This window comes from Lysinibacillus louembei (assembly GCF_033880585.1).
Lineage (GTDB): Bacteria > Bacillota > Bacilli > Bacillales_A > Planococcaceae > Metasolibacillus > Metasolibacillus louembei.
Genome location: NZ_CP137624.1, coordinates 3,259,055 through 3,276,003, shown reverse-complemented (window position 1 = coordinate 3,276,003; position 16,949 = coordinate 3,259,055). Strand labels below are relative to the sequence as shown.

Genomic DNA, 16,949 nt, shown 5'->3' with positions numbered 1-16,949 from the left:
AGACAAAGAGATGTTTTGAGTGAGTGGAATATATTTTGTCATGAGAAAGTCTCCAAAGTTTTTATCTGTTGGAAATTAAAGTTTTTTCTTCGATTAATGGATGTTTTAGTGGAAGGCGGTTGAATGAGTAAATAAATTTAAGGATGTGAAGAGATGAAAAAAACGCTGTTTATGGTACTTATTACGCTTATACTTTCAGGCTGTTTTGGAATGGAAAATAGAGAAACAAAGGAATCAATTGATGAAGGGACTATCACAGTTGGCACAACTAAAAGTGAACTGATATTGAATGAAGAAATTCCTCTGTTTGAATATGCTCATCAACTACCTACTATTGCAACAAAACCAAACGAAATAGCTACTATTCATATTGAGAATGAACCAAAAATTTCGGTTTATCTCTGGGATGAGCATGTACCACTAAAATTAAATAGTTTCTCAATCCCTTATGAAATGGGGCGTTATGTTTACAATATCGAAGCCGAATGGCCAACTAAAAAAGCAAATTTTATTGCTGTAATTGAAGTTCAGCATGAATTTAAGCGAGTGCAACGTGAAAAGGAGCCTGATGTTTCAAATGCATGGATTCCATCGCCTAATGGTGAAAAACAAGTCATGATTGAAGGGCTTGGAGAATTCGAAGCACATGGAACAATTGTATTGAAGGAGCTAAATAGTAATACGATGGAGAATATTGATTTTAATCATGGTCTTCAATGGACAGCAAAGAAAATTGCATGGTATGACAATGACTCAATCTTAACGACGATTGGGCTCGTTCATGGCACGGTAACTCGTGGAGGTAATCTCTATCACCTAAATTTAACAACACTTGAGCTCACACCGATTCTGGAGCTCCCTGTTAAGGAGGAAGTAACTGATTTTTCAATAGAAGGTAATTTACTAACATATGAAGTACACGTTTATGAAGATGACGAAATGAGCAAAGGATATATGGAAACCCGAACTTTAGAACTATCAGCTATAGAACAACAATTAAACGATTAATAGAGAGCTTTAGGTAGATAAAATCCTAGAAAAACGCAGATATCTTAGGGGAATTCGCAGATAAGTCATGAGAAATCGCAGATATCCCAGAAAATTCGCAGATAAGTCCTAGAAAAGCGCAGATAACTCAGTAAAATCCGCAAATATTCCCTAAGAGAAGAGTTTAAAAATAGGCTGTAACAAATAAATGTCTCAACCGTCTATTACTATAAAGAGGAGGGATGCGTAGTGAGGATATTGTCAATTATAGGATTAACCATGCTACTAACCGCTTGTAACACGGCACAGCCACAAGCTGATCCTATAGAAAATCAAGCAACAGCACAAGTAGAGCAGCAGCCATTCACGTTAAAGCTTGAAGCAGAAAAGGAACAATATAAGGTCGGGGAAAAGCCTATTATTCAGGCGGAGCTTGTTTATGCTGGTGAAGAGGATGAAATCACGATTGCACATGGTGGTTCATGGCTATTTTTAGAAACGACAAATATAACAGAGGATTATCATTTTGGAGCATTTATGAATGAGCCGCTTATTTATACAAAGCTAACAAAGGGAGAGCCTTTAATTGAACGATATAGCTTTTCAGGCGGAACTTATATTGAAGGACAGGGAGGCAAACCCTATAGTGACGAGCTATTTGAGCGGATGGCTAAAATGGACTTTCCAGCAGGGCAGTATGAAATTAAAGCGATAACGGAATTTGGAATAGAACAGATAACAGGGAAGAAGTATCAGTTAGAGGCACGTATCGTATTTGAAGTAGTAGAGTAAAAAAACTGACGGAAACTGTTCCGCCAGTTTTTTCATTACCATAAATTATTGAAGCCTTTTGAGCCAGGTGGTGCGTTGCTAATAATATCAAAGATTGGCACCGTGTAAGCAAAGATGATTAACGCTACTAAAATAACGCCCCATACTTTGAAGTTTTCAAGAATAGCAGGTGTTTTCTCCGCATCAGGTGCTACTTCTGCTACAGGGAAATCTTGCTCGCCCTTTGGTGCGAAAAATGCTAATTGAATGACAAGGTACGTAATCAAAATGATTGCGATGAATAAAATCGTTCCGCCAACTGCTTGCGCAATTTGGTAGGCAATCCATTCTGTTGCTTGTGATGCACCGCCATACTCAGAAAATTCAGAGCGACGTGGCGCACCGCTAAGTAGACCAACGATATGCATCGCACTTGACATAATAAACATACCCGTTGCCCACAAAATCCCTACAATCACACCAAGGAAGTTGAGCTTTTTCGTTAAGACACGGCCTGTTAAATGTGGGATTAACCAGAACGCTACACCGAAGAATGTTAAGACAACAGTTGTTGCCACAGTTAAATGGAAGTGACCAGTAATCCAAATCGTATTATGCACAAGCTGATTCATTTGGTGCGATGCGTTGACGATACCGCCAGCACCACCAGGAATAAATGCGACCATCCCCATGAACGGTAATAAGAATCGGCTATCTTTCCAAGGTAATGCTTTAAACCAGCCTAAAAGTCCTTTGCGACCTAATTCGCGACCTCGTAATTCAAATGTTGCAAACATGGAGAATGCTGTTAATAAAGATGGTACGATAACGAAGAATGTTAAAACAACTTGAATGAATTTCCATAAGCCATCGATACCAGGCTCTGTTAACTGATGGTGAATCCCTACAGGAACAGAGAAGATTAAAAACAGCATAAATGCTAGACGCGCTAATGCGTCAGAGAAAATTTTTGCACCGATAATTTTCGGTACAATCGCATACCAAGCCATATAAGCAGGCAGTAACCAGAAGTACACTAATGCATGCCCGAAATACCAGAATAAAGTACGAGTTAATAATACATCCACACGTTCGATTAAGCCGAGCGACCATGGTAAAAGCATAAATAACACTTCTACTGCTACACCTAAAGTAGCAACAAACCAAAGTAAGCTATTGACAATCGCCATAAAAGCAAGCAGAGGAGATGTTTGCCCTTTATTTTCCTTGCGCCATTGTGCGTAGCGCATAAATTGTGGAACACATAATAGCCATGAGCCAACAACGACTAATGTTAAGCCTAAATAGAAAATCCAGTGCGCTTTTAATGGAGCATAAAATGTATAAAGCACTGTTGCTTCATTTAATAGCACCATCGTTGCAGCTGCAACTGTGCCAATTGTCATTAACCAAAAACCAATCCAGCCAATTTTACGTTGTGTATTTGTTAGAGGGCCCACTGTGCGACTAACCGCAGCAATTTGGAAGCCCATAATAAAGTATGTTGTTAAAATAAGACCGAGTAAAATCCCATGTACAGTTAATACTTGATAATAACCAATGCCCCAAGGCAATTTAAATTGACCTGAACGAACTAATACTTGCAATAAGCCAGCTAAACCACCGACAAGCAATGCGATAAATGCAACATACATATTAGCCATTGCTAGCTTTGCATCACGCGCATCAACCTTCATTACTTTATTCGCTATCGTTTGTTGCATTTGGGTCCACCACCTTTAATGTAGAATACATAAACGCATGCCCTGTACCACAGTACTCATTACATACGATTAAATATTCACCTGTTTTGTTAACAACGGTTGTATATTCTGATACATAACCAGGCTCAAGCATCATATTGACATTTGTTCCTGTAATATGGAAGCCATGAATAACATCCTTTGTTGTTGCGATAAATCTTACCTTTGCATTTAGAGGTAATTCGATTTCCATTGGATTATAATTGAAAGCAGAAGCGATTAATACGACTTCATAATCCCAATCCTTACCTTCTACTTTATGCACGCCTGGATTATTGAATGGCTCAAAGTCCTCCACTCGTTCATAATCAATCGTCCATTTTGTATCATTTGGATGTGAGCCGCTATGGAAGGCGCCGATACCTAAAATAACGAGAAACGCTACTAAAGTACCCGTACCAAACACTAGCCACCACTTTTCATACTTATGCAGGTGCATTTTTGTCAACTCCTTAAACAGTTAGTGTCATTAGAAACGATCCATAAATAGGCTGAAGCAATAGGCCCATAATAAAATAATGATTCCGCCTACGGTAAAGGTCATCAATAGCGTGCCTTTTAGATTTTCTTCCGACTTTTTCTTTTTTGCCATTATTACCCCTCCTATGTATTAGATGTATACTTCGTACTTGTTTTCATCATATAGAAAACTCATAGTAGACGATGTGATAAAAATCACACTTGCTGTAGGTTTTTGTGAAAAAAATGTGAAGTGTATAAAAAAAGCTAGCAGACGTATGTCCACTAGCTAACTAAGAAACCATTATTCTTCATCATCAATCGTTAATAAAATCGTAATGTTGCCAACGCCCTCAATTGCGGCAGGGAGGCGGAAAGCATGTTGGAAGCCATACAGCTTTGTATGACCAACCATCACGGTAGGTGGTGTAATATCAAGCTCTAAATTTTCAGTGCCAGCATGTGTACAAAGATTCCCAGCAATCATATTGCCGAGCTCACCTGTAAATGACTCTAGCATTGCACCTTCTAGTGGCATGCCAAACATAGAAGCACCAATTGCACCAAATGTTTCTGGCTTACTGTCAATAATGATACGTCCCTTTAAATCGCCAACTAAGCCAATAAGTACGCCCATTTCCTGTTGTATGTATGGTTCTTTTGTAAGAGAGGGGGTTTCAACATCTATAGTCATTGGTAAAATAGTTTTTAATGAGTGGATTGTTCCGTTTAAAATCGTTTGTACATGCTTCGAAGTGCTCATTGTATGCCACATCCTTTTTATCTACTTTATTTCATAATATCATGAAAATGTCGAAAAATATAGAATACAATGAAGATTGACAGCAAACAAAAAATATTCGTATAATAGAGATGAAAATGATTCTCAATATTAGCTGGAGTGAGGTGGCTCGTATGATTTTTGGGCTAGTTGGCATCGTGATTGCTGCATATGTAGCAATTGGCTCATACGTGTTAAAAAATACAACAAAATCCATTTAAAGCGGAGCTTAAGGCAAATATATATTTGCTATAGCTTCGTTTTTTTCAATTAAAGAGCGAAAATTATGTTACTATATACGTATGTGAAAATATAAATAAAGGGGCATTACAGTAGAATGGAAGTTTTTGAGCAACAACTGCAGGAGCTGCTTCAGCAATCTGCAATTCAATACATAATTTATCAAAAAAATGAAGATACAGAGCGCATGGAAAAGCTTGATTTATTTGCGCGCAAAATTTTGCAAAAGGAATATGTGATCGGCTTTGCGGGGCATTTCTCAGCAGGTAAATCGAGCATGATTAATGCATTATCTGGTGAGGATATTTTAGCAGCAAGCCCGATTCCGACGAGTGCGAATATTGTTAAGGTGCATAAAGCTGAAGAGGATTATGCGATTGTTTATATGCATCATGAGAAACCTGTTAAATTCGAAGCGGGCTATGATTTTAAAACGGTGAAAGAGCTAAGTAAAAATGGTGAGCTTGTATCACAAATTGAAATTGGGCATAGCGGCTCAAATTTACCATTAGGTGTGACAGTAATGGATACACCAGGTGTTGATTCAACCGATGACGCACATGCGATGAGCACAGAGTCGGCACTTCATATCGCTGATATCGTCTTTTATACGATGGATTATAACCATGTGCAATCAGAGTTGAACTTCCAATTTACGAAGCAATTAATGAAATATAATCCGAAGGTTTATTTAATCGTCAACCAAATTGATAAGCACATTGATGCGGAGCTATCGTTTGAGGATTTCCGCAAGTCCGTGCATCAATCATTTGCGGCATGGGGTGTTGAGCCAAAGGATATTTTCTTTACATCATTAAAGGATAAGGAGCATCCACATAACGATTTTGCGAAAGTGAAAAAAATTGTGATGGATTCAATGAATGATTGGCAGGAGCAGCTTGTATCAACAGCTAAAAACACGCTGCAAAAATTGCATCATGAGCATGAGGCTTATTTAGCACAAGAAAAGCAAGACAGCTTTGAGGAGTTTGCCGAGGTGCTACCGATAGAAGATTGGGAGGCACGTGAGGATATTTTAGCACAATATGATTATTTAACACGCCAAACGACATTATTCTCCTTTGAGGAATGGCAGCAAACCTTTGACGACAAGCGCAAAGATTTATTAGCAAATGCGGCGATTATGCCAGCTGATTTCCGTGAAAAGCTGCGCAGCTTTTTAGAGAGCAAGCAGGAAAACTTTAAAGTTGGTGGCTTATTTAGTGCTAAGCGCAAAACAGCGGAGGAACGCGAGCGTCGTGTGGAAGAGGCAAATAGTGCCTATCAGACGATCGTGCAATCACAAATTATCGGGCATCTAAAGGCATTAATGAAGGAAGCGTTGAAAAATGTTGGTGCATTAAATGAAGAGCGAGCTGCAGCAATTGATGGACATGATTTCAAGCTACCATTCTCATTGATTGAAGAGCAGGTGCAATCAGGGGCATTAGTAACAGGGGACGCCTTACTTAATTTTGCGAACCGTGTAGCAGAGGCAACGAAGCGATTTTTCGTACGTGCGACAGATGCGTGGCTAGAGGAGCAAAAGCCTCTTTTATCACAAATTGCAACAGAGGCGAGCGCGCCAGTGAAATTAAAAACCGCAGCGCTTCAGCCGAAAGTGGATGCAATTCGTCAAATCCAGTTATTTGATGAGCGCAAAGCGTATAGTGATAAGGAAATGAAGCAGGCGAAAAATGAAACACGTGCCATCGCTAAAACGCAAACAGCTAAATGGCAGCAGGATTTTGAGCGAGCACTTGCGGAAATTCGTCCATTTAGTGAGGAAATGCTTGTGCCAAAAGAACAACAGCACATTAATGAGCAGTTTGAACAACAGCAAACAACGGGCACAAACTATCAAACAGATGAAGTTATTCAGCGTGCATTGAAAACAGCAGAGACGATTGGCGATGTAGAAGGCTTCGCCGAAGTAGCAAGCTTCTTAAAGAAAAAAGTGGAGCGCCTGCAAAAGAAAGATTTTACAATCGCTTTATTCGGTGCGTTTAGTGCAGGGAAATCTAGCTTCTCAAATGCTTTAATGGGCTCAAAGGTATTACCTGTATCACCGAACCCGACAACAGCAGCAATCAATAAAATTCGTCCTGTAACGCCTGAGCATCCACATGAAACAGCGGATGTTCAATTAAAAACAGCAGAGCAGCTGCTTGAAGATATTCAAGGCTCGTATGCGGCAATTGGTTTAACGGTTTCATCCTTAGAGGAGGCCTACACACGCGCAGAGGAAGGCTTAGCGGTAAAGCTAGTTGATGAGCGCTTAAATATTCATAAGTCATTTATTCGTGCCTATGCAGAAGGCTATAACCAGTTTAAAGGGCAGCTTGGCGAAGTGTTACGTGTTGACCGTGAGCAGTTTGAGCTATTTGTTGCACAGGAAAATAGATCATGCTTTGTGGACAATATCGATTTTTATTACGATTCACCAATCACACGCATGGGTGTGACTTTGGTTGACACACCAGGGGCAGATTCGATTAATGCGCGCCATACAGGGGTGGCATTTGAATATATTCGGAATGCTGATGCGATTTTATTTATTACCTATTACAACCATGCCTTTGCCAAAGCCGACCGCGAATTTTTAATTCAGCTTGGTCGTGTCAAGGATGCGTTCGAGCTAGATAAAATGTTCTTTGTAGTTAATGCGATTGATTTAGCAAACACGAAAGAGGAAGAGGAAGATGTAAAAAATTATGTGCGCAGCGAATTGCAGCGCTTTGGTATCCGCTTCCCACGCTTATATGGCGTGTCGAGCTTGCAAGCGTTACGTGAAAAGGAGCAAGGGCAAGATTTGGCGTCAGGTATGCCACCATTTGAAGAGGCATTCCATCATTTCTTAAACGATGAATTGCAGGGGCTTGCGGTGCAGGCATTGCAGGAGGAAGTGGAAAAGGCACAAGCCCGCCTGCACGATTTAATTGCACAAACGGAGGCCAACCTTTTACGTAAGGATGATCGCTTAGAGGAGCTAACACAGCTAGAGCAACATATTGAAAAGGCGTATGCAAACGCCCAAACGACGATGCTAGAAGCTGATGCTAATCACGAGCTAGATGAGCTGCTGTACTATGTGATGCAGCGAGTGTACTATCGCTACCCAGACTTCTTCCGTGAAAGCTATAACCCATCGCAATTTGCGGCAATGTCAGCAGCAGCAGCGTTGGAAACATCGCTAAAAGAAGTGCTACAAGCATTAAGCTTCGACTTTGCACAGGAATTGCGTGTAACGAACTTCCGTTTAGCACAATTCGTTGAAAAGCGCATCGGTGAACGCTTTAAGGAAGAGGCGCGTGGCTTAAAGGAAATGAACAACAGCTTTGCTTTTATCGCCTATGAGCCAGCACAGCCAACAATGCTTGAATTTGCTGGACCATTTACAGATTATAGCAAATACACATCGGTTAAATCGCACTTCAAAAACGTCAAAGCCTTCTTTGAGAAAAATGAGAAGGAGCATTTAAAAGAAGCGTTAGAGCAATTAACAAAGCCAGATGCACAAAGCTATTTAGATGTGGAAAAAGCACGCTTACGTGAATGGGCAGCAGGCTATGTAGCAGAGGAAGCGAATGCGCTAGCCGCATATATGCGCACACAAGCATTGGAGCAAATCGCCACAGAGCGCCGTTTACTGCAAGAAGAGAGTGCATTAGGTGTATGGAAAGCGATTTACGCCCAATTGGAGTGCCAGGCACACAAACAATTCTGACAATTCACATGAAGGGGAGAGATGTTCATGGCAAAAGTATTTGTAACGGTAGAGGAACTCAAAGAAAAAGCACGCTTTATTGATACGCGCTTTTCACTAACAAATGCAGAGGAGGGGCAACAGTTATTTGCTGAGGGTCATATTCAAGGGGCAATTTATTGGGATTTAAATCTCGATTTATCGAATATGGCGAGCAAAGAAGGGCGTCATCCAATGCCATCAAAGGAGCAATTGCAAGCGCTATTTGAACGTAGTGGCTTACGCTATGAAGATGTCATTTATGTATATGACCAAGGTGGCATGCCATTTGCAGCGCGTGCTTGGTATATGCTGAAATATGCAGGCTTCCCACAAGTATATATTGTCAATGGTGGCTTTGCAGCATTGGCGGAAAAGCTTGATGTGACAGCAGAGCACATGAACTATTCGCCAACAGAGCTACAGCTGCAATGGCAAGAGCAGTTGTATGCAGGACGTGCGGATGTAAAGGTGATTGTCGAGGGCAAGGAGCAAGCAACGCTGTTGGATGCACGTGCGGCCAATCGCTATCGCGGAGAGCAGGAGCCACTGGACCCAATAGCAGGACATATTCCAACAGCGAAAAACTTTGATTGGGAGCAGATCAAGCAAGGTGCTTCACTTGTATCGAGTGACGACCTTTTGGCAAAAGTCGCAAAAGAAGAAGAGGTTGTTGTGTACTGTGGTTCAGGTGTCACTGCATCGCCCTTGTTTGCGGTGTTGACAGAGGCAGGCTATGAGCATTTGCGCCTATATGTTGGCAGCTATAGCGATTGGATTACAGCGTATGATGTGGAAACAGGAGAAAATAAATAAAAAAATGACTGCTTTGCAATGAGATGTTGCAAAGCAGTTTTTCGATAGTTTGTTACAGATGTTCATGCTAAAATAGTTATTAATAGAGTGTATTTATATTATAGGAATTGGCAATGGCGGATAAAGTATTATAAAAAGCATTCAATACTTGGTAAGAAATGACCCTAAAGTTGTCAATTGATCAAATACAAAAAATTGGAAATCGAATCCAGCTATAGCTGATGGAGCTGTCAAAAGGCGGCTCTCTCTTTTTAGAAGAAAAATGAATAGTGATTCATCGTGGAGGGAGAGATTGTATGTTATTAAAAAAACAATTTGAGCAAGGGGAAATAAATGGAGTAGTTTATGGCAATGGCACGGTTGCGTTTCAAGGTGTGAAGCTAAATGTCTATTGTTATATCATTGATGGGGTATGTATCGACACAGGAGCACATTCTTTGCGACAGCAGTTTCAACATTTTTTAACAGCACAATCCTTTGAGCAAGTTGTTTTGACACATCATCATGAGGACCATTCAGGTAATGCTGCTTTCTTGCAGCAACAAGGTGTTCCTATTTATATAGAGGAAAGTTTACTAAAGGAATGCGCTAAAAAAGCAGCATATCCCCTTTATCGCAGGCTGTTTTGGGGTACGCGTAAACCGTTTCAGGCACAGCCGCTAGCTAACACATTCACCTCCAAAACAGCTACATGGGAAGTGATTCAAACACCAGGACATGCTATCGATCATGTAGCATTATTGAATAAAAATACAGGGCAATTATTCACAGGCGATTTATATGTGATGACAAAGACAAGGCTTATTTTAAGAGAAGAAAGCATTCCAGCGATTATTCGCTCATTGCAACAAGTATTAGCATATGATTTTGATGAAGTATTTTGCAGTCATGCAGGCTTATTAAAAAATGGTCGGAAGGCATTGCAAGCAAAGGAGGATTATTTATTAACAGTGCAAGACAAGGCTTTTTCACTGTATGAACAAGGCTTCACAGTGTCTGAAATCGATCGACAACTGTTTTCGAAAAAATATCCAATTACGCGTTTTTCACGTGGAGAGTGGGATTCACAGCATATCGTGACATCTATTTTAAAAGAAGCAAACAAAATTTGAGTTTTTTGTAACCTTTTTAAGCATCCTACGACTAATCGTATGAAACGTATTTAAAGGAGCGAAAAAAGATGATGAAAAAAACCATGACAATGGCATTAACAGCAACGTTAGCAACGAGTGCAATATCAGCACCATTCGCATTCGCACAAGATAAAGCAGAGCCAATTTCAAATGAAGTGCAGGAGGAAATAGCAACAAACTTCATTCAGCTGACAGGGAAATTAGGCAAAATTGAAAAGCGCGAAAGCGGCATGCTATTTACGACAATTGAGCAAGGTGATGAAACTTTCTCATTAACAATTGGAGAAAATACATTAGTTTTAGACAATACAGGTAAAAAAGCAGAATTAAAAGAAGGCTTACAATTCACAGCATTCGTAAACAAAAACAAACCAATGCTAGCCATTTACCCGCCACAGTATGCACCAGAAGTTGTTGTAGTTGAAACAAACGATATGGGTATTGCAGAGATTGGTACATTTGATAAGGACTTCGTTAATAAAGAAAATACATTAAAGCTAAACTTATCTGAGGAATCACAAATTACAAACTTAGCTGGTGAAAAATTAGCGAAAGAGGATATCATTGGGAAGGAAGCAATCGTCTTTTATGGTCCAGCAACATTTAGCATTCCTGCACAAACAAGTCCATCTAGCATAGTTGTTTTAGAGGATGCTCAACCAGAGGAAGAAGTAGGCAACTTTATTGAATTTACAGGTGAAATTAGCGATATCGTTACACGTGAGAACAGTACACAATTAGTAGTAAATGATGATAAAGAAAATCCATTCAGTTTAGCTGTTGATAATGAAACAGTTGTATTAGACAATACTGGTAAAGAAGTGAAATTAGCAAAAGGAATGAAATTTACAGCATATGTAGATAGCCAAAAGCCTGCTATTTTAATTTATCCACCACAATATGCACCAGAGGCGATTATTATTGAAACAGAGGAAATGGGCTTTGTAACTGTCAGCACTTTTGATGAAAATTTCGTCAATAAAGAAAATACGTTAAAGCTAAATATCGCAGAAGACACTGTTATTACGAACAGAACTGGTGAAAAGCTAACAAAAGAAGAAATAATCGATCAAACAGCATTAGTATTTTACACTGTATCAACAAAAAGTATTCCAGCACAAACGACACCAGCAAAAATAGTGGTGTTAACTGATAATGAAGAGCCTTCAACGTCAGCACCAGTTATTGAAGTGCTAGATATGATTGCTGAAATAATTGAACAAGATCATTATGAAGTGAATGGCGTGAAAATGGTACCGTTACGAGTTTTAGCTGAAAGCCTAGGATTTACAGTGAAATCAACTGGTAAAGGTGCTGTCTTGACAAAGGACAATCTTTCGTATGAAATTACACGTGATCAAAAGGAATATACGCACAACCGTGCTATTAAAAAATTTGAAGTAGCACCTACATTGCTAGAAAAAAATAAAACATATGTGCCGCAAGAGTTTATTTATAGCTTACGTGGAGAATAAAAGGCATCCACCCATCTCATATCTTGGCTACCAACCGGTATGAATGGTAAAAGGTATTCTATCGTCATTTTCATGGCTTATAGAATACCTTTTAATTTTGATTAGTAATTTGAGCAATTATTTGAGATGAAAATTAAAATGAATTGTTTTGTAACCTTTTTGAATATAACACGACTAATACTATGAAACGTACTTAAAGGAGAGAGAAAGATTATGAAAAAAGCAATGACAATGGCATTAACAGCGACACTAGCAACGAGTGCAATAACAGCACCGTTAGCATTCGCTCAAGATAAAAAAGAGCCAACTTCAAACGAGGTGCAGGAGGAAGTAGCAACAAACTTCATTCAGCTTACAGGTAAATTAGGGAAAATTGAAAAGCATGATAACGGCACATTATATACAACAATTGAGCAAGGTGACGAAACATTCTCATTATATATTGAAGAAAGCACACTTGTTTTAGATAACCAAGGTAAAGAAGTAGAGTTAAAAGAAGGCGCAAAATTTACAGCGTTTGTTGATAAAAACAAGCCGATGCTAGCAATTTATCCACCCCGCTACACACCGGAAGTGCTAGTTGTGGAAACGGCTGATTTTGGCATTGTAGAAGTAGGCACATTTGATAAAGATTTCGTTAATAAGGAAAATACATTGAAATTAAATTTATCAGATGAAACAGTTGTGACAAATGTAGCTGGTGATAAATTGTCGCATGACGCAATCGTTGGCAAAGAAGCAATCGTTCTTTACGGACCAGCAACATTTAGCATCCCTGCTCAAACAAATCCATACCGTGTCATCGTATTTGACGGTGTACAAGATGAAGTAGAAGAAATTACGCCAATCGAGGAAGTAGTAGATTTCCAACAATTTGAAGGTGAAATTACTGATGTAGTAACACGTGAAAATGGCTCACAACTGCTTGTTATTGAAGATAAAGAGCAACCATTCGCATTAACTGTTGGTAAAGAAACAATTGTCCTTGATAACACAGGGAAAAAAATAGAGCTGCAAAAAGGAATGAAATTTACAGCGTATGTAGATGTGATGAAGCCTGCAATTTTAATTTATCCACCACAATATGCGCCAGAAGTGATTATCGTGCAAACGGAAGGTGCAGGTGTAGCGGAGTTTGGCACATTTGATTTAAATTTGTTAAATCATGAAAATACGTTAAAGCTAACGATTGATGATAAAACTGAAATTACAGGCTTAACAGGTGATAAATTAGCAAAAGATGATTTAATCAATGCACAGGCATTAGTGTTTTACACTGTAGCAACAGCAAGTATTCCAGCTCAGACAACACCAACAAAGGTGATTGTCTTTGGTGAAGCGACATTTCCAGAGGCTGAGCTTGCTGTAGAAAATAGCAAGCAAGTAGATGGTGTGACAATGGTGCCATTACGCGCTTTAGCAGAGGAATTAGGCTATAAAGTAACATCTACAGGAAAAGGTGCAATCCTAACAAAAGGCAATGCTTCATACGAAATTACACGCAGACAAAAGCAATACACGCATAATCGCGCAATCAAAGCATTTGACGTAGCACCTACTTTATTAGAAGAAAATACAACATATGTGCCACAGACTTTCATTGAAAGCTTACGTGGAGAATAAAGTAAAACGGCATTTCGTAGGGAAAACTCTACTTAATGAAATAGACATTTCATATTTCGGCTACCAACCAATATGAATGAGGAAAGGGGAAAGCAGGAAAAACCTGTCTTTCCCTTTTCTTATTAGAAAATGTAACCTTTTCATCCAGTATACGACTAATATTATGAAATGAATGTGAAGGAGAGAGAGTATAATGAAAAAAGCAATGACGATGATTTTAAGTGCAACATTGGCAACAAGTGTCATGGCAGCACCGCTTGCATTTGCACAGGACAATGCAGAATTAACTTCAAAGGAAGTGAGGGAGGACGTGGCAACAAACTTTAAAAAACTACAAGGCAAGCTAGGGAAAATTGAACAAAATAAAGATGGCTCATTCTTCACAACAATTGAAGAAGGCGAATCAGTTTACTGGCTAACAATCGATAAGGAGGCAATCGTGTTAAATAACTTAGGCAAAAAAGCTGAGCTACGAGAAGGCGCATCTTTTACAGCTTATGTTAATGCCAACAAGCCGATGCTAATGATTTATCCACCACGCTACACACCAGAAGTCGTAATTGTGGAAACAGGCGAATTTGGTACAGTAGAAATCGGCACATTTGACGGCGATTTCGTCAATAAGGAAAATACATTGAAGCTACATATTGCTGATGAGACAGAAATTACAAATATCACAAATGAAAAATTAACGAAGGATGATGTTGTTGGCAAGGAATCACTTGTTTTTTACACTGCCTCAACAAGAAGTATCCCAGCTCAAACAACACCTTCTAAAATTATCGTATTAGAGGAAGCTATGCCAGAGCCAATTATTCAAATTTTAGATGTATTACCAGGGCTAATTGCACAGGATAGCTATGAAGTAAACGGTGTGACGATGGTGCCATTACGCGATTTAGCTGAATATTATGGCTATGCGGTGAAATCAACAGGAAAAGGTGCAGTGATCACAAAAGGCAATCTTTCCTATGAAATTACACGTGGACAAAAGGCATATACAGATAATGGTGTAACGAAGAGCTTTGATGAAGCGCCAGCATTATTAGAAAAAAATAAAACATATGTACAACAAGATTTAATTTATATTTTACGTAACGCACAATAAGCTTAATAAGGCTGTTAGAAAAGTAGGAAGATTCTACTTTCTAACAGCCTTATTTTATGGAGATTTACTATAAGAAAAGAAATTTTTATGGTAATCTAGTATATTTTTGAACTGATCGCATAAAAAGAGGGACTATAAATTCGATACATAATTTAAAAGAATAAAAATAGTTGTAACTATTATATCAAGAAGTGCGGATCGTATTCATAGTATAATCTATTAAATATCGGTATCCATCATATAAACAAATAAAAGATTTCCAAAAGGAGGAGTTATAATGAGTATTGGGAAAAAGTTGAATGTGATTTTTATTATATTTATTGCGTTATTAATTATATCAATGGGCAGTAGTATTTTTAATTTAAGTAATATTACGAAAAAAACAGATGAAGCATTGGATTATCGTTTAAATCAGCTTCTTTTAATTGAAGCTATCCGCTATGAGACAGGGATGCGTGCCTCTCATATGCGTGCTATTATTTTAGATCCAGACGCTTCCATCCATAGAGAAAATTTAAAGCTAGCAGAGGAAATTCTTGATAAAAAATTAGCTGATTTAGAAGGATATATTCATTCAGCTGAATTTAAAGCGCTTTGGGAAAAAGCGTATACGAATAATGAGGAGTTTAAAAAGATTGTACCACAGCTGCTTACACTAGTAGATGGTGGGAATACGATTCAGGCCGTCAAGATTATGAATACAACTGTTCATGAGGTGAACACGGGGATATTGGAAGCTGGTGACGAAATGAATGCATTCCAAATAGAGCAGATGGCTAACATTCAAGAAGAGATCAATTCAACAGCAAGCAATGCCAATATTCTTTCCTATATTGTGTTAGCTATTAGTATATTAATTAGTATCGGTGTTATGTTCTATGTTCGTCGGACAATTACGAGTCCATTGCTGCTTATTATGGAACAAGCAACAGCGATTGGTGATGGCGATTTGTCAAAAGAGGATATGACAATTACTTCTCATGATGAATTAGGAAAGCTGAGTACCATTTTTAATGCAATGAAAAACAATATACGCACATTAATTGTACATATTCAATCAAATGTTGAGCAGCTGAATGTATCGGCAGAGGAGCTTTCTGCAAGTGCTGAGGAAATGACAGCAACATCAGAGGATGTAACAAGACAGGCAGTGAATACAGCACAAACCTCTCAAACAGCGACGAATTCAGCCAATGAAAGTGCGCTTGCGATGGAGGAAACAGCACAAGGCGTCCAGCGTATTGCAGAGGCATCTCAATCGTTGCATTCTTCATCCTTACATGCAAGCAATGTTGCAACAGACGGTGCGCAAATTATTACTGATGCAAGTCAACAAATGACGGTAATTAGCTCCTCAACTTCTGCTGTTAATGAGCTTGTGCAAAATTTAACTCAAAAAACAGAAGCAATTGAAAATATGACAAATGCTATTACAGAAATAACGAATCAAACGAATTTATTAGCATTAAATGCGGCAATTGAGGCAGCGCGAGCAGGGGAGCACGGTAAAGGCTTTGCCGTTGTGGCTGACGAAGTGAGAAAGCTTGCAGAGCAATCCAATGCATCTGCTAGTAACATTGCAGTGCTCACAGCAGAAATTAAGCAGGAGACAGACAGTGTAGAACAAGCTGTGAAAAATTCACTTACTTCTGTGGAGGATGGCGTCAAAGTGATTACGAGGGCAGGCGAATCATTTGAAACGATTGTCGGAGCTGTTAAAAATATGACTGACCAAATTCAAGAAGTTTCCGCAACGTCTGAACAGCTTTCTGCAAGTGCTGAACAGGTGTCCGCCTCTGTGACAGAAATCGCAACAGGCACACAAAATATTTCGAGCAATATTGAAACGGTTGCCGCAGCAATGGAGGAGCAATCTGCCACGATGAATCAGGTGGCAAATGTCGCTACAACATTAACTGAAAATGCGCAAGCTTTACAGCAGGAAGTACGAAAATTTAAAGTGTGATGTTGAAAAGGGAAAAATCTTAGCGAATATTTAATACAAAGGTGAAGGCTGTCTGAAAAGACGATTTTTTTTCAGGCAGCCC

General features: G+C 39.0%; 13 protein-coding genes. 9 read left to right on the top strand and 4 right to left on the bottom strand.

Annotation, left to right across the window (positions count from 1 at the left end):
• The first annotated feature begins 153 nt into the window (after positions 1–153).
• Together R6U77_RS16265 and R6U77_RS16260 are read left to right on the top strand one after the other, a co-directional pair.
• Positions 154–1,008 (top strand): DUF4652 domain-containing protein, encoded by an 855-nt coding sequence (locus tag R6U77_RS16265; RefSeq protein ID WP_319836463.1) that lies wholly within the window; start codon positions 154–156, stop codon positions 1,006–1,008.
• Between the two features lie 228 nt (positions 1,009–1,236).
• Positions 1,237–1,779 (top strand): hypothetical protein, encoded by a 543-nt coding sequence (locus tag R6U77_RS16260; protein WP_319836462.1) that lies wholly within the window; start codon positions 1,237–1,239, stop codon positions 1,777–1,779.
• Between the two features lie 35 nt (positions 1,780–1,814).
• On the opposite strand, the gene R6U77_RS16255 is transcribed toward R6U77_RS16260, so the two are convergent.
• The 4 genes from R6U77_RS16255 to R6U77_RS16240 all read right to left on the bottom strand — a co-directional run bounded on the left by R6U77_RS16255 (position 1,815) and on the right by R6U77_RS16240 (position 4,743).
• Positions 1,815–3,482, bottom strand: coding sequence for a b(o/a)3-type cytochrome-c oxidase subunit 1 (locus R6U77_RS16255; RefSeq protein ID WP_319836461.1), 1,668 nt, complete (start codon positions 3,480–3,482; stop codon positions 1,815–1,817).
• Positions 3,460–3,960, bottom strand: coding sequence for a cytochrome c oxidase subunit II (locus R6U77_RS16250; protein WP_293920060.1), 501 nt, complete (start codon positions 3,958–3,960; stop codon positions 3,460–3,462). Before R6U77_RS16250 ends, R6U77_RS16255 begins: the two co-directional genes overlap by 23 nt.
• A 30-nt stretch (positions 3,961–3,990) precedes the next feature.
• Entirely contained in the window at positions 3,991–4,113 is a 123-nt protein-coding gene (locus R6U77_RS16245; protein WP_293920059.1) for a hypothetical protein, read from the bottom strand.
• 171 nt (positions 4,114–4,284) lie between these two features.
• A complete protein-coding gene (locus R6U77_RS16240) occupies positions 4,285–4,743 on the bottom strand; it encodes a chemotaxis protein CheX (protein WP_293920058.1) in 459 nt (152 codons plus the stop codon).
• Positions 4,744–5,098: 355 nt separating this feature from the next.
• Between R6U77_RS16240 and R6U77_RS16235 the strand changes: the two genes are divergently transcribed.
• The 7 genes from R6U77_RS16235 (at position 5,099) to R6U77_RS16205 (ending at position 16,867) form a co-directional block, all read left to right on the top strand.
• Positions 5,099–8,728: a dynamin family protein gene (locus R6U77_RS16235; protein ID WP_319836460.1), complete on the top strand. Its 3,630-nt coding sequence runs from the start codon at positions 5,099–5,101 to the stop codon at positions 8,726–8,728.
• 27 nt (positions 8,729–8,755) lie between these two features.
• Entirely contained in the window at positions 8,756–9,562 is an 807-nt protein-coding gene (locus tag R6U77_RS16230; protein ID WP_319836459.1) for a sulfurtransferase, read from the top strand.
• A gap of 296 nt (positions 9,563–9,858) precedes the next feature.
• Positions 9,859–10,674, top strand: coding sequence for an MBL fold metallo-hydrolase (locus R6U77_RS16225; protein WP_319836458.1), 816 nt, complete (start codon positions 9,859–9,861; stop codon positions 10,672–10,674).
• A gap of 68 nt (positions 10,675–10,742) precedes the next feature.
• Positions 10,743–12,170 (top strand): copper amine oxidase N-terminal domain-containing protein, encoded by a 1,428-nt coding sequence (locus R6U77_RS16220; protein WP_319836457.1) that lies wholly within the window; start codon positions 10,743–10,745, stop codon positions 12,168–12,170.
• Positions 12,171–12,383: 213 nt separating this feature from the next.
• Positions 12,384–13,793, top strand: a complete 1,410-nt coding sequence (locus tag R6U77_RS16215; protein ID WP_319836456.1) for a copper amine oxidase N-terminal domain-containing protein — start codon at positions 12,384–12,386, stop codon at positions 13,791–13,793.
• 193 nt (positions 13,794–13,986) lie between these two features.
• Positions 13,987–14,901 (top strand): copper amine oxidase N-terminal domain-containing protein, encoded by a 915-nt coding sequence (locus tag R6U77_RS16210; RefSeq protein ID WP_319836455.1) that lies wholly within the window; start codon positions 13,987–13,989, stop codon positions 14,899–14,901.
• 277 nt (positions 14,902–15,178) lie between these two features.
• The gene (locus R6U77_RS16205; RefSeq protein ID WP_319836454.1) at positions 15,179–16,867 is read left to right on the top strand and encodes a methyl-accepting chemotaxis protein; all 1,689 of its coding nucleotides are present in this window, start codon (positions 15,179–15,181) and stop codon (positions 16,865–16,867) included.
• The last annotated feature ends 82 nt before the right edge of the window (positions 16,868–16,949 follow it).